The following is a 14,511-nucleotide window of genomic DNA, read 5'->3' as shown; positions in this document are numbered from 1 at the left end:
ATTAACCTCCTTCATGTTTTTCTGTAAACGCCTCTTTTAAGGCAGCAATTTTTTGATCAACTGCCTTGTAATCTTTTTGAGCCATTTTTAACTGGCAGCGTTCTTTTTCAAGAGCTATTAGTTTCTTTTTGAGCTTAGCCATTTTGGGTGAATCGGCAAAATGACTATCATTTGGCGAAGGCTGTTCAAGATACTTTTGACGTAATTCTGATAAACGTTCAGTGACGGATTGATGAGACATAACTACTCCTTTACATTCTGCCATTGTAACAAAATTCTTATCAGATGACTAGAAAGAAGATAGCTTTTCTACCATTACTAAAAATGGAGGTGTATTGACTTGATTAAGTGCCTGATAAAGCATAACCGTATAGGCTTTTTGGTCCAACTGACTGACATAATCCAGCACCGCATCCTTTTCCATTTGACCACCTTCGTGGCCATAATAAATCATAATAGCTAAACGACCACCTTCTGCCAATCTTTGGATAACCTTATCAATTGCCTGAAGTGTCGTATGAGGTTTGGTGATGATTGTCTTATCAGCACTAGGGAGATAGCCTAAATTAAAAATCGCTGCTTGAATAGACTCAGAAACGTAGTGATCAAGGTTCTCATGACCGTCTAATATCAACTCAACATTAGCAAGTCCTTCGGCTAGCAAACGTTGATGAGTTTTTTCAAGGGCTTTTCTCTGAACATCAAAAGCATAAACCTTGTGGCTGAGCTTGGCCAAAAATACCGTATCATTGCCATTTCCCATCGTCGCATCCAAAGTCACACTCTGACTATCCAATACCTCATTTAAAAAATCATGGGAACATTCTAGTGGTCGCTTCATTATCATCTCTCCTTCAACTGTCCTATAAAAGAAATTCGGAACATTTTTTTAATCACCTATACATTTATGGCACTTAGCACTATAATTAAAACAAAAACATGAAGAGGAGGCAACTATGTCTACTTTAAAATCACGTCTGCCAGGACTTACTCTCTGTTTAGGTATTGCTACAATTGCTTGGTTGTTGGGCCAGTGGCTCCCACTTATAGGGGCGCCTGTTTTTGCCATTTTTACCGGAATGATTCTGGCGATTTGGCACACTGACCGAAGCCATACCCAAGCTGGGATTAGTTTTTCATCAAAGATTATCCTCCAAGCAGCCGTTGTCCTACTTGGTTTCGGCTTGAACCTTAAGCAGGTATTAGCTGTCGGAACCCAATCACTCCCCATCATCCTTGCAACCATTTCAACCGCCTTATTAGTAACTTTTCCCTTAAAAAAATGCTTAAATCTCGATCGCCACACTGCTACACTTGTTGGAGTTGGATCATCCATTTGTGGAGGTTCCGCCATCGCTGCAACGGCACCAGTTATCAAAGCTAAGGAAGAAGACGTCGCCCAGGCTATTTCTGTTATCTTTTTATTCAACATCCTAGCAGCCCTGCTATTTCCAACATTAGGTCACGCACTTGGCTTATCCAATGAAGGTTTTGCTCTCTTTGCGGGTACTGCCGTTAATGACACTTCTTCTGTAACCGCGACCGCCACAGCTTGGGATAACTTACATCATGCCAATACACTTGATGGTGCTACAATTGTTAAACTAACCAGAACATTGGCCATCATCCCCATTACATTGGGGTTATCTATTTATGAAATGAAGCGCCAACAGGCGACTGGCAATCAAAAAGGGATTAACATTAAAAAAGTTTTTCCAACCTTTATCATCTACTTTATTTTGGCATCACTGATAACCACCATCCTCCCTCTTCCAACTGCTCTAATCAGCTTTTTAAAAGTTATCTCAAAATTTTTCATCGTTATGGCCATGAGTGCTATTGGACTAAATACAAACATAACCAACCTTTTCAACCGTGGTGGCAAGGCCATTATTATGGGCGGTATTTGTTGGTTTAGCATTTCCTGTGTTAGTCTACTTATGCAAAAATGCCTTGGACTTTGGTAAATCGAGTAGTGGCCAATCTCTTCCCCATCTCGCACCACCGTGTATGTCGTTCGGCATAAGGCGGCTCAGTTAACTGTCAACAAAAATACATAGACACTCACATTGATCATCTTATAAAGCCGTTCTTGTGTCATCCTATATTTGTGAACAATAGCCATCATTGACCTTTTCAATTCACTATCCTTTCAATCTAAAAATTAAAATAGACACCGCCAACTTGGGTGGAATTCATTTAATTGTTCAACTCTTCACTCCACTTCCATTACAGAAGCATCAACATTACTACAGCAGTCTGCTGACTTCTCATGATTCCTTGTTCCGTCGTCTAGAACGTTTATAAGAAATCACGGGATAAGTCGTACCTCTTTCTTCGTTTATACAAGATACGAGACCTTAAAAGATCTAAGTAAAGATAGGAATTCTGACGAAGAAGCCAGCGACTCTAAGAAGAATTATCTTTTTCACACAAGTCTTAGTCCGCATTCAATGACTCTCTTGATTGATACATATAGATGACGTCTATTGTTTGAGACTTTAGTGTTTTGACCTCATTATCTGCTCATACGTCCTTCCATCACGTTTTTTTCTGTTAGTAGAGCCATGATTTCGCTATCCTTTCTTCTGACGGTTTCAGTTTCTAGCATCAACCCCAGACTTAAACTAGTCTATCCCCAGGCAGTTTTAATCCGCCACCTCATGATCGTCAGTCTTGTGAGTCGTTATTAGGTTATCGGTAGCAGGTGCTCACGAATGGCTGTTCCCTCAGATGTACGACATATCCGTCCTACTATAGTAAAATGAATTAACTTTAAGAAAAATAACTGAGAGGCGGGCAACACTTGAGTAGAGCAAGGTGAAAGCGACGATGTCTCAACCTTAATTCAAAAAACTATAAAAAACGAATTTGGAATTCCAAATTCGTTTTTTAGTTACTTTAATTTTGTTTCCCTTGAAAACGATTTTCAAAGCGTTTTTGATCATAGAAAGGAAAAATGAGGTTTAAACAAGCAAATCCTAAGAGAAAGCCTCCCAATACATCCGTCGGGTAATGAACACCGACATAAATACGTGATAAACCAATCAAGGCAATCATTAGGCTAATTAGAATCTCCGTTAAAACTCTCAAACCTGTCGATTTAAGACGTTGGTGAGCAATAATCAACAGAAAGCCATAAATCATCATAGATCCCATTGAATGCCCACTTGGAAATGAAAAGCCATTCGCAAATACAAGGTGTTCAATATCAGGTCTTTGTCTTCCGTATAAGTATTTAGTGCCGATAATCAAAAGGCCAGCTAGGACACCTGTACTGCCAAGAAAGACTCCTTCTGTCTTCCACTTTTTCACAAAGTAGAGCAAGGCAACAGCTAATACCAGAACAAAGACAAAAGTTAAGGTATTTCCCAGAACTGTTATCGTTTTAAAAAACGATGTGGCTGAAGCTAGCAAAGAACCGCGTACTGCTGTTTGAATAAACTGGTCAAAGGCTACCAAATTCTCAGGGTAAAATTTGACAGTGTAGCCTAGTAGCGTAAATAGAACGAGGGCAATGGATGCCCTAAAAAGATAGGTTTGTTTATGTTTCATTTTAAACGTACCGCTTGATAACTGGTTTTAACACAACGAAAACAACAGCAAAGGCAAGCGACAAGATAACTCCTTCGATTAAATTAAAGGGAATAACCATAGCCAAAAGGTAGGTAGCGACACCGATGAATTTTGCAATGTCAAAGTTTACGAATTTCGCATACAAAGGAATCGCAAAAACATAGTTCATTGCCAACATCGAGAGCGTTAAGAAAATAGTGCCAACAACACTAGCTATGATATAAGAACGACGCGTCTGATTAGTTTTCCAAAACACGGCAAAGGCAAGGACGAAGACCCCCATAGCCACAATATTCATTGGCAAACCGATTAACTCGCCGATTCCCTCATTGTTTAACATTAATTTTAACAAAGTACGCAGTAAAAGAACAGCGTAAGCACTTTTCAAGTCATAAATAACCAGTCCCAACAAGATGGGGATAATGCTAAAGTCAATTTTCAAAAAGTTAGCTGCGGGTAACAAAGGAAATTGAAAAAACATCAATACAAATGAAAGTGCAGATAAAATAGCGATAATCACTAATTGACGAGTATTAGTGTTAGACATAAAAAAATTCCTCCAATTTAGATAAATTGAAAGAAGTTCCCGATTTTTAGGTATCTAAAAGACACTGAAAAGCGGTCTTCTCCCATCCAGACTTTACTGTCGGTTGTGGAATCACACCACATCAGCTTACGCTCGCGGACTCCTAGTTACCTAGACACCGCCGGTCGGGAATTTCACCCTGCCCTGAAGACCCTTACATTATAACATGTGACAACTTAATGTGCAAGATACATAACTTTGATGTCACACCGAACGCATAAAATCGTGATTTCCAAATGGTAGTATCGTTAACCGTCGACCATTTTGGGTTTATGGCTATCCTAGTAACATTTATAAAAACGATACATCTCGTTGAAATACCTGAACTTTAACATACAAAATCGTTATTTTTCACTAAAAATTTTTCATACGATTATCTTACCCCAATATGATATTGCTGGTTTTTTCTAAATAGTCTTTGCTGGTTTTAACCCTTTTCAAAAATAAAATGCTCCCAACAAGTTAATCAAGTAGGGCTAAGTTCTAGTCTCTCTCACCACTGTACGTATCGTTCGGCACATGGCCGTTCAACTAAATGATAACGAGAGTATGTAGACTCCCACAACTCTCATTCCACAGAGTCGTTCTCGTGCTGCCCTAGATTTATGAACAATAGTCATCATTGACGCTTTCAACCCACCATCCTTTCAAACTAAAAATTAAAATAGACACCGCCAACTTGGGTGGAATTCATTTAATTGTTCAACTCTTCACTCCACTTCCATTACAGAAGCATCAACACTACTTCGGCGGTCTGCTGACTTCTCATGATTCCGTGTTCCGTCGTCTAGAACGTCTATAAAAATCATGGGATAAGTCGTACCTCCTTCTTCGTTTATACAAGATGCGAAACCTTAAAAGATCTAAGTAAAGATAAGAATGCTGACGAAGAAGCCAGCGACTCTAAGAAGAATTATCTTTTTCACACCGCCCTTAGTCCACATTCAATGACTCTCGTAATGGACACATATAGATGGTGACCACTCTTTAGGACTTTAGCGTTTTGGGGCTCTTCTATCCACTATCTCCCCCCTGATATAGTCGAATGAATTAACTTTGAGACAAATAACTGAGATGCGGGCAGCAATTGAGTAGGGTAAGGCGAAAGCGAAGATGTCACAATCTTAATTCAAAAGACTATAACATGTTCCTTTTCGTAGAGCCACGATTTTACTATCTCTTCCTGACGATTTCAGTTTCTAGCACCAGCGTCAGACTTAAACCAGTCTATCCCTAAGCAGTTTTAATCTGCTACCTCTCGATAGCCAGTCTAGAGGGGCACTATTGGGTCACTGGTCTCGAGTGCCCACGAAAGAGTGTGACCGCAGAGGAGCGACATCCCCGTCGTATTTAAAAAATACCACACGTTGTTAACGTGGGTACTTTAAGTGTATTAATAGGCTTGCTGAATAGTTCCACTGTACTGACCTTGATTAGCCGGTACTTGCTCATTATAAACCCCTTGTGAGTTAGCATTCGGCACAGTTGTATCGGCAGCTGGATAGGATTCCTGGGGAGCTTGGTAGTCATAGGTTTCAGAAGGAACTGACTGGTTACTGTCCTCACCGTATGATTCTTCACTTTCTACCGATTCTTCAGTATCAAGTCCAATTCCATACAGTTCTTCATAAGTAATGACATTGGTCTTCAACTGTTTTAATGTTTTTGACTTCTTACCCAGCTGCTTCTTAATGCGATTTTGTGTTGTTAAAATTGCTTTAGCCGTCGGAATCTGATACGATCCCCCATTGATATCAGCATCCTCACCTTTCAGCTGATATTCTTTAACATGTTTGACCGTGTCGGCATACTTAAACAAACTGGGAATCGTTGAGGAATTGATTTTGATATCTGTTTGCATATTACCCGCAACTGCGTTTAGAATCTTCTTATAAGATGACACACTATTGCCCAGTTTTAAAACTTTTCGCATCACCTTTTGAATCACTTCACGCTGACGCTTTTGACGACCATAATCCCCTTCAGGGTCATCATAACGCATCCGAGAATAAACCAAAGCTTGTTCACCATTTAATCGATGCGTACCCGGAGCGACCGTTGCCGTATAGTCCGGCTCATTTTGGGCGATAGAAATTGGAAAATCAAAATGATTGGTTACGGTAATACCACCAACAGCATCGACCAGATCCATCAACCCTTGCATATTGATTTGCATATAATAATCAATATCAATATCAAGCATCTCCTTAACAGTCATCATCGCCATCTGAGCGCCACCTGCTGCGTAGGCAGCATTTAATTTGGCTTCCTCACCATTCTGATCATTTGATTTAGGACCTTTTAGTTTCACCATGATATCACGCTCTAAACTAGTCATGGTCGTCTTTTGGGTTTTAGGATTAACAGTGACCAAAATCATCGAATCACTATTACCTTCCCAAGTAGAGCCACGTTCTGCAGTCCCTGTGTCCACTCCCATCAACAAAACTGAAAATGGTTTATTTTTATCAATAGCTTTACTTGTTTCCCGTCCATCAAATTCCTTAAAGGTTTTCGATAATGTTCCTGTAGAAAAAACATAAGCTGAGCCAAAGTAAACGCCAATTGCAACTATTGTTGTTGCTATAATTAACGACAACATTAAAACGATTTTTTTCCCTAGTTTCATTATCTCATATTACCTATCCATTTACTCATCATTAAAAGATCTAAATACGTCTCTTCATCTAACTTTAGCGCTGCTTTCTTCTCGCCTTCAATCTCAAATCCAAAATCTTGATAAAGCTTGATGGCTCGATGATTTCGAGATTGAACCGTTAACTCCAAGCGTTTCATTTGAGGACTATGTTCCGCCCAATCACAAACTAATTCCATTAAATAATGACCAACGCCATGACCATTATAGGCCTGTTTTACGGCAATAAAAAGGTCACCAACATGATTGACATTAAACTCATCACTGCTAGTGACATTGACCATTCCTATAATATTATCATCCACTTTTGCCAGCAAACAAATCCGATTCAAACTATTTAAGTTAAAAGAGAGGACACGTTGCAAATCCTCAATCGACAGATCTGGGCTATCGTTAATAATAAAGGATGTTTCTTGACTAACCTCATCTATAAATACTTTAATAGCTTGCGCATCAAATGATTGCGCTTCTTCAATAATTAATTCTTTATCAGCCATATTTAAGTCAGTTCACCGATCAATTCCTGATATTTAAGACCTTTTCCAGTTAACGATAACCGGCGTCCCTGTCCGTCTACTTCAATTGTAATCTTTAGGTAATTTTCTGGCAGATGATGTTCAATCAATTCACCCCACTCAATAACAGTCACTCCATCTCCAAATAAGAAAGTGTCTAAATCTATTGAATCCGGATCATCACCAATACGGTAAACATCCAAATGGTAAAGAGGCAAACGGCCTTCATATTCTCTAACAATGGTATAAGTGGGGCTTTTAATCATTTGTCCAATCTCGAGTCCTCTTGCCAGTCCCTTGGTGAAAGTTGTTTTCCCAGTACCAAGATCACCAGTCAGGATAAGGATGTCACCTATTTCTAATTTTGAACCTATTTTTTCTCCAAAATCTATTAACTCAGACTCATTATTAACCTTATACATAGACTACATTATACCATAGGAGACAGGCTTTGTCACAATTCATTTGTAAGTTCAGGGTATGAAAAATCACCAGCACTAGGCTGATGATTTTCACTTTGATAATTAGAGAATCGCTAAGATAACAAAATTGAGAATAAAGAGAGCTGTTGCCCCCCAAAGAATGGGGTGAATGTCTTTAGCTTTCCCTTTAACCACTTTAACTAAGCAATAGAAAATAAAGGCGGCAGCGATTCCATATGAAATAGAGTAACATAGTGCCATAAAGAAGGCGGCAAAGAAAGCTGGTAGCGCATCTTCGAAATTACTCCAATCGACATCAAGAAATGATGATACCATCATAACACCAACAATGATAAGCGCCGGTGCTGTCGCTGCTGCAGGTACAACTCCAATAATTGGCAATAGAAAGACTGACACTAAAAATCCACAAGCTGTTGCGACAGCTGTCAAACCTGTCCGTCCACCTTCAGCAATACCTGCTGCTGATTCAACATAGGTTGTTGTATTAGAAGTACCAAAGAGAGCACCAATTGAAGTTCCAATAGCATCCGCGAAAAGAGCACGATCCATTTTCGAAGAGAATCCTGACGAATTTTCAAGAGAGGCTTCATCTTCTGCAGAGAAAATACCTGTACGACGACCTGTACCGATAAACGTGCCAAGTGTGTCAAAAGTATCTGAGAGCGAAAAGGCAAAAATGGTCATTAAAACCAGTGGGAGACGGGTTGAATCATTGAATAGTGATTTCATACCTCCAAAGGCTGCAAAAAATGTTATTCCCAATTCACCAAAGGCTGAACCAATATTATTTGAAAAACTTATTGTAGAGAGGTCAACGACACCCATGGGAATACCGATAAGTGTTGTTGTCACAATACCAATTAAAATAGCACCACGAACATTTTTAATCACAAGAACTGCTGTTATAAAAAGCCCAATAATAGCAAGAATAACAGCTGGATCAGTAAACGTTGATATGGCAGGTACAACGCCCCCACCTGCTAGGACTGAAGTCACCCCCTTAGATAAATCAGCTGATGCTGGAGATGATCCATTAAGACTAATGATATCTTTAGCCGAGGTAGAAAAAGTAATGATATTAGCGTTTTTGAAACCAAGATAAGCAACAAAAACACCGATACCACCACCAATGGCATGTTGAAGACTCACAGGGATAGCCTTAATAATGCTCTTACGAACTTTGGTCACAGTGATAAAAATGTTAAACAAACCACAAATAAAAACCATTGCTAAAGCTTCCTGCCAAGTAAATCCTAGCCCAAAAACAACTGTATAGGTAAAAAAGGCATTTAATCCCATCCCAGGAGCCAGTGCATAGGGAACATTGGCGAAAAGTCCCATGATTAAGGTTGAAATAACAGCTGAGATAATGGTAGCTAAGAAAACAGCTTGGGTTGGCATTCCAGCAGCACCCAAAAGGCTTGGATTGACAAAGAGAATGTAGCTCATAGCAAAGAAAGTTGTTAAGCCAGCCATAATTTCAGTACGGACTGTCGTACCGTTTTCTTTTAAGTTGAAAAATTTTTCCATTTTTAAAAATAGAACTCCTTTTAATTGAACGATAACTATATATTACCAAACAATCGTTCGTATTTCAACACATTTTTGCCAATGAAAACAAAATTTTTTAGTTTTTATTTAGTCATTTCCTTCCAAAAGCCATAAACACAACATTTGTATAAACACAAAACCTAACACAAAAGGAACTTCCGAATAGGAAAAAACCTTCATTATCTCATCAATAACAAGGTTCGGATGCGTTATTGCATTCCAAGAATTAAGCCTAGCAAATCGACCTATGTGAATAGCTAGACTAGACACAAAGGATAATATTGCCATAAAGACATACCGAAAAAGCCAATTTCTCATTTTGAGTAGGTTGGTGACATAACGAACGCTTAGAACACCCGCAATTAAAGCCAATAAGATACTAGACATATAAATTAAATAATACATAAAGCTCAATTGGTCCGTTAGAATATCTCTGACAAAATACATGTGGACAACATCGGTCAACATATAAAAAGTATTGGGATAAAAAAGTAACCAGCCCATCAATAGAATCACTTGTAACCACTTGTGGTTACTAACACGTGCTAAATAACTAAAATCATAAGCAACTAGAGCCAAAAAAACATTCCAAACCAAACCCGGACCTTTAAGATTATAATACCAAGATGCAAGAGCGATAAGGGCAAAGAAACCATGAGCCAGGATAAACTGTCTTTTCATCTGAACACCTCCGTTTTTAATTGTTTTATTGTAACATAAGAGCAGCCAAAATCTCCTTATGCATCATTTTTTGCTATAATATCTCTATGACTAAAAAAATTATTGCTATTGATTTAGATGGAACCTTACTTCACAGTGATAACACAATCTCAGATTACACTGTCAATACTATCAAAAAAGTTCGCGAACAAGGTCATCAAGTTGTTATCGCGACGGGACGTCCCTATCGTATGGCGATTGACCATTACAAACGCCTCGAGTTAGATACGCCCATGATAACCTTTAATGGTTCCCTGACTCACTTACCTGGAAAAAAATGGAAATTCGAACAATCCGTTACTTTAGATAGATCTTATTTATTTGAGCTCCTCAAGTCTAGCGACTTCTATGAGATGGATTTTATCGCTAGTGAATATCGTAAAAACTTCTATATTACACTAGAATATCCAGAACGTATCGAACCTTCATTATTTGGTGTTGACAAAATCACTGAACAGATGCGACTTGAGCCACATAAAATCACTCGAAATCCGAACGCTCTTTTGATGCAGACCCGAGCAGCTGATAAAATAGCCCTAGCAACAACCATGCGTGATCACTTTAAAAACGAAATCGAAGTGGATTCTTGGGGTGGACCTTTGAATATCTTGGAAGTCTCTCCTAAAGGGATAAACAAAGCTTTTGCTCTTTCGTACCTATTAAGTGTCTTTAACAAAACACCTGATGATTTAATTGCTTTTGGGGACGAACACAACGATACTGAAATGCTGCATTACGCCAAAACCGGCTATGCTATGAAAAATGCCAGTCAGGTACTTCTCCCTCATGCCGATGAGCAATTGGCTTTCACAAATGAAGAGGATGGCGTGGCGAAACAGCTTGAAAAACTTTTTTTATAAGAAAGAAATGCTTTCTTGTTTTAACAGAAATTTTAATAAAATCATTCAAAAGTGAGCAGCTGCTAGATAGTTGTTCACTTTTATTTTCATTTTCAAGCAAATAAGTTGACAGTTATTGAAAAATACCGAAGTATTTTGCCTTTTTTTCTCAATAACCCTTGCATTTTAGCTGAAAACGTTTTAGAATAAAGTGTTCTAACTTTTTAGGATAAACAAGAGTGCCTTTTTTTGGCCATATCTGGAGAGATTCTTCTTTATCCTAGAAAAAATAACTTATAGGAGGAAGAACACGAATGGGTATCGGTATTATTATTGCCAGCCATGGTAAATTTGCTGAAGGTATTCATCAATCTGGTTCTATGATTTTTGGTGATCAAGAGAAAGTTCAAGTTGTAACTTTCATGCCAAGCGAAGGACCTGATGATTTGTATGCGCACTTCAACAATGCTATCGCTCAATTTGATGCTGATGATGAAATTCTTGTCCTTGCTGACTTATGGAGCGGTTCTCCATTTAACCAAGCAAGTCGTATCATGGGTGAAAATCCAGATCGCAAGTTCGCCATCATCACTGGTCTTAATTTGCCAATGTTGATCCAAGCCTACACAGAACGCATGATGGATGCGAATGCCGGGGTTGATCAAGTTGCTGCAAATATTATTAAAGAAGCTAAAGACGGTATCAAGGCTCTTCCAGAAGAGCTCAATCCAGTTGAAGAAGCTTCTTCAACTGAAAAAGTTGTCACTGCCCTCCAAGGGGCTATCCCACCGGGAACTGTCATCGGTGATGGACAACTTAAAATCAACCTCGCACGTGTTGACACACGTCTTCTCCACGGTCAAGTGGCGACAAACTGGACACCTGCTTCTAAAGCAGACCGTATCATTGTTGCTTCTGACACTGTTGCCAAAGATGACTTGCGTAAACAATTGATCAAACAAGCTGCACCTGGCGGTGTCAAAGCAAACGTTGTTCCAATTGACAAACTCATCGAGGCATCTAAAGATCCACGTTTTGGTAACACACATGCACTTATCCTTTTTGAAACACCTCAAGAAGCTCTACGTGCTATTGAAGGTGGTGTACCAATTAAAGAACTCAATGTGGGATCAATGGCTCACTCTACTGGTAAAACAATGGTTAACAACGTTTTGTCTATGGATAAAGATGACGTGGAAACATTTGAAAAATTACGTGACTTGGGCGTTGAATTTGACGTTCGTAAAGTTCCAAGTGACTCTCGTAAAAACCTCTTTGACTTGATCAAAAAGGCAAATGTTAAATAATAACCTATTCGAATAAAGGTAAACTTTATTTCGGTATTCTTATTTCTCGAAAGGATTACAAAATGTCAGATATTTCAATTATTTCTGCTATTTTGGTCGTTGTTGTTGCCTTCCTTGCAGGTCTTGAAGGTATCCTCGACCAATTCCAATTCCACCAACCACTTGTGGCATGTACCCTTATCGGACTTGTTACAGGCAACTTGACTGCCGGCATCATGCTTGGTGGTACCCTTCAAATGGTTGCTCTTGGTTGGGCTAATATTGGTGCTGCTGTGGCACCAGACGCTGCTCTAGCCTCTGTTGCTGCTGCTATCATCATGGTAAAAGGTGGAGACTTTACGCAAAAAGGAATCACTTTTGCCTACTCAACTGCGATTCCACTTGCCGTTGCTGGACTTTTCCTTACAATGATTGTCCGTACTATCTCAGTTGGTTTAGTACACGCTGCTGATAAAGCTGCTGCTGAAGGAAACATCGCTGCACTTGAACGTACTCACTTCATCGCCCTTCTTCTTCAAGGTCTTCGAATTGCTGTTCCTGCTGCACTATTACTTGCTGTTCCTGCTTCATCTGTTCGTGGTGTCCTTGAATTGATGCCTGAATGGTTAAGTGGTGGTATGCAAGTTGGTGGTGCCATGGTTGTTGCCGTAGGTTATGCTATGGTTATCAACATGATGGCAACTCGCGAAGTATGGCCATTCTTTGCTCTTGGTTTCGCATTTGCTGCACTTTCTGACCTAACCCTTATTGCTATGGGTGTTATCGGTGTTGCTATTGCCTTTATCTACCTCAACCTATCTAAACAAGGTGGTTCAGGTAACGGTGGCGGTTCAGCTTCTATGGACCCAATCGGCGATATCCTAGAAGACTACTAAGAAGGGAGTGCCTACAATGACTGAAAATCAAATTAAATTATCAAAAGCAGATCGCCAAAAAGTATGGTTCCGTTCACAATTCCTTCAAGGATCTTGGAACTACGAGCGTATGCAAAACTTAGGTTGGGCTTACTCACTCGTTCCAGCCATCAAAAAGCTATATACCACAAAAGAAGACCGTGCTGCAGCTCTTGAGCGTCACATGGAATTCTTTAACACTCACCCATATGTTGCTGCTCCTATTCTTGGTGTGACACTTGCACTTGAGGAAGAAAAAGCAAACGGTACTGACATCGACGATACCGCTATCCAAGGGGTTAAAATCGGTATGATGGGACCTCTTGCTGGTATCGGTGACCCTGTATTCTGGTTTACTGTTCGTCCTATCCTTGGTGCTCTCGGTGCTTCGCTTGCGCAAGCAGGAAACATCATGGGACCAATCATCTTCTTTGTAGCATGGAATGCTATCCGTATGGCTTTCCTATGGTACACACAAGAATTTGGTTACAAATCAGGTAAAGAAATCACTAAAGACATGTCTGGTGGTATCCTTCAAGACATCACTAAAGGAGCTTCTATCCTCGGTATGTTCATCCTTGCCGTGCTGGTAGAGCGTTGGGTGTCTATCAACTTCACCGTAGACTTGCCTGCTACAAAATTAGCAAAAGGGGCTTATGTCGAGTTTCCTAAAGGAAATGTTACTGGTGCAGAACTTCAAGGTATTCTAGGTCAAGCGATGAGTGGACTTAGCCTCACACCTGAAAAAACAAATTCATTGCAAGGTCAATTAGATTCATTGATCCCTGGATTGATGGGACTCATTCTTACATTTGTATGTATGTGGTTGCTTAAGAAAAAAGTATCCCCTATTACAATGATTATTGGTCTTTTCGTACTTGGTGTTCTCGCTCGCCTTGCAGGTATCATGTAATCAAAAAAGGGTTTCCATTTGGAAACTCTTTTCATTATGTTAAAATAGTCTAGCAGGAACAAAATCAATCAAATGACTTCAAACACCTGTTAGTAGAAAGGAAATCATGGCCCAATCACAAAATAAAGAAGTGTTACTACAAACAACCGGTGTCTCTTACCTTGGTATGGGAGGAAAAGTTGGTAAATTTCTAATCGGCGATGTCGCCTTGGAGTACTATAACGATCGCAATGTCGAAGACTATATCCAAATCCCATGGACTAGCATCCAACAAATTGGTGCTAATGTTACTGGTCAAAAAGTCAGCCGCCACTTCGAAATTTTTACAGATTCTGGAAAGTTTCTCTTCTCATCAAAAGATTCAGGCAAAATCCTCAAGATAGCTCGTGATAAAATCGGTAATGATAAGGTTGTCAAATTACCTACATTAATCCAAGTCATTACTAGTAAGTTCAAACGCCAATAAGTTAAATACTTTAAAACAAGCTTGATATCAGGCTTGTTTTTCTATT

At 39.4% G+C, this 14,511-nt stretch carries 15 protein-coding genes and 1 riboswitch; of the genes, 6 read left to right on the top strand and 9 right to left on the bottom strand.

The features are described 5' to 3' along the window. Position 1 precedes the first annotated feature (1 nt). Both A2G56_RS09570 and mnmM read right to left on the bottom strand, forming a co-directional pair. Complete coding sequence (locus tag A2G56_RS09570) at positions 2-241, bottom strand: hypothetical protein (protein ID WP_062712029.1); 240 nt, start codon at positions 239-241, stop codon at positions 2-4. A 48-nt stretch (positions 242-289) separates the two neighbouring features. Further along, positions 290-844, bottom strand: a complete 555-nt coding sequence (mnmM, locus tag A2G56_RS09565; protein WP_062712565.1) for a tRNA 5-(aminomethyl)-2-thiouridylate-methyltransferase MnmM — start codon at positions 842-844, stop codon at positions 290-292. Positions 845-956: 112 nt separating this feature from the next. Between mnmM and A2G56_RS09560 the strand changes: the two genes are divergently transcribed. Continuing rightward, complete coding sequence (locus A2G56_RS09560; protein ID WP_062712027.1) at positions 957-1,967, top strand: YeiH family protein; 1,011 nt, start codon at positions 957-959, stop codon at positions 1,965-1,967. 934 nt (positions 1,968-2,901) lie between these two features. On the opposite strand, the gene A2G56_RS09555 is transcribed toward A2G56_RS09560, so the two are convergent. The 7 genes from A2G56_RS09555 to A2G56_RS09525 form a co-directional block, all read right to left on the bottom strand. Then, complete coding sequence (locus tag A2G56_RS09555; RefSeq protein ID WP_062712024.1) at positions 2,902-3,555, bottom strand: phosphatase PAP2 family protein; 654 nt, start codon at positions 3,553-3,555, stop codon at positions 2,902-2,904. Between the two features lies 1 nt (position 3,556). Continuing rightward, on the bottom strand, positions 3,557-4,123 hold the full coding sequence (locus A2G56_RS09550) for an ECF transporter S component (protein ID WP_062712019.1): 567 nt from the start codon (positions 4,121-4,123) through the stop codon (positions 3,557-3,559). 70 nt (positions 4,124-4,193) lie between these two features. After that, positions 4,194-4,318: riboswitch (FMN riboswitch) on the bottom strand. Positions 4,319-5,555: 1,237 nt separating this feature from the next. Continuing rightward, positions 5,556-6,791 (bottom strand): glycopolymer--peptidoglycan transferase LytR, encoded by a 1,236-nt coding sequence (gene lytR / locus A2G56_RS09545; protein ID WP_062712016.1) that lies wholly within the window; start codon positions 6,789-6,791, stop codon positions 5,556-5,558. After that, complete coding sequence (locus A2G56_RS09540; protein WP_062712013.1) at positions 6,791-7,315, bottom strand: GNAT family N-acetyltransferase; 525 nt, start codon at positions 7,313-7,315, stop codon at positions 6,791-6,793. The genes lytR and A2G56_RS09540 overlap by 1 nt, the downstream gene beginning before the upstream one ends. 2 nt (positions 7,316-7,317) lie before the next feature. Beyond that, positions 7,318-7,755: a tRNA (adenosine(37)-N6)-threonylcarbamoyltransferase complex ATPase subunit type 1 TsaE gene (gene tsaE / locus A2G56_RS09535; RefSeq protein WP_062712010.1), complete on the bottom strand. Its 438-nt coding sequence runs from the start codon at positions 7,753-7,755 to the stop codon at positions 7,318-7,320. A gap of 102 nt (positions 7,756-7,857) precedes the next feature. Beyond that, positions 7,858-9,306: an NCS2 family permease gene (locus tag A2G56_RS09530; RefSeq protein WP_062712007.1), complete on the bottom strand. Its 1,449-nt coding sequence runs from the start codon at positions 9,304-9,306 to the stop codon at positions 7,858-7,860. A gap of 108 nt (positions 9,307-9,414) precedes the next feature. Next, positions 9,415-10,008 carry a DUF1361 domain-containing protein gene (locus A2G56_RS09525; RefSeq protein ID WP_062712004.1) on the bottom strand — a complete coding sequence of 198 codons (594 nt, stop codon included), beginning with the start codon at positions 10,006-10,008 and terminating at the stop codon, positions 9,415-9,417. An 86-nt stretch (positions 10,009-10,094) separates the two neighbouring features. Here A2G56_RS09525 and A2G56_RS09520 point away from each other — a divergent pair, with 86 nt between their 5' ends. The 5 genes from A2G56_RS09520 (at position 10,095) to A2G56_RS09500 (ending at position 14,465) form a co-directional block, all read left to right on the top strand. Then, a complete protein-coding gene (locus A2G56_RS09520; protein ID WP_062712001.1) occupies positions 10,095-10,907 on the top strand; it encodes a Cof-type HAD-IIB family hydrolase in 813 nt (270 codons plus the stop codon). 293 nt (positions 10,908-11,200) lie between these two features. Next, positions 11,201-12,193 (top strand): PTS sugar transporter subunit IIB, encoded by a 993-nt coding sequence (locus A2G56_RS09515; protein WP_062711998.1) that lies wholly within the window; start codon positions 11,201-11,203, stop codon positions 12,191-12,193. Between the two features lie 62 nt (positions 12,194-12,255). Then, entirely contained in the window at positions 12,256-13,068 is an 813-nt protein-coding gene (locus A2G56_RS09510; protein WP_062711995.1) for a PTS mannose/fructose/sorbose transporter subunit IIC, read from the top strand. A 16-nt stretch (positions 13,069-13,084) separates the two neighbouring features. Further along, positions 13,085-13,999: a PTS system mannose/fructose/sorbose family transporter subunit IID gene (locus A2G56_RS09505; RefSeq protein ID WP_062711992.1), complete on the top strand. Its 915-nt coding sequence runs from the start codon at positions 13,085-13,087 to the stop codon at positions 13,997-13,999. A gap of 106 nt (positions 14,000-14,105) precedes the next feature. After that, positions 14,106-14,465 carry a DUF956 family protein gene (locus tag A2G56_RS09500; protein ID WP_062711990.1) on the top strand — a complete coding sequence of 120 codons (360 nt, stop codon included), beginning with the start codon at positions 14,106-14,108 and terminating at the stop codon, positions 14,463-14,465. Positions 14,466-14,511: the final 46 nt, after the last annotated feature.

This window comes from Streptococcus halotolerans (assembly GCF_001598035.1).
In the GTDB taxonomy this organism is placed as follows: Bacteria; Bacillota; Bacilli; order Lactobacillales; family Streptococcaceae; genus Streptococcus; species Streptococcus halotolerans.
Note: the sequence above shows the minus strand (reverse complement) of the source record. Positions and strands in the feature narration are given on the sequence as shown.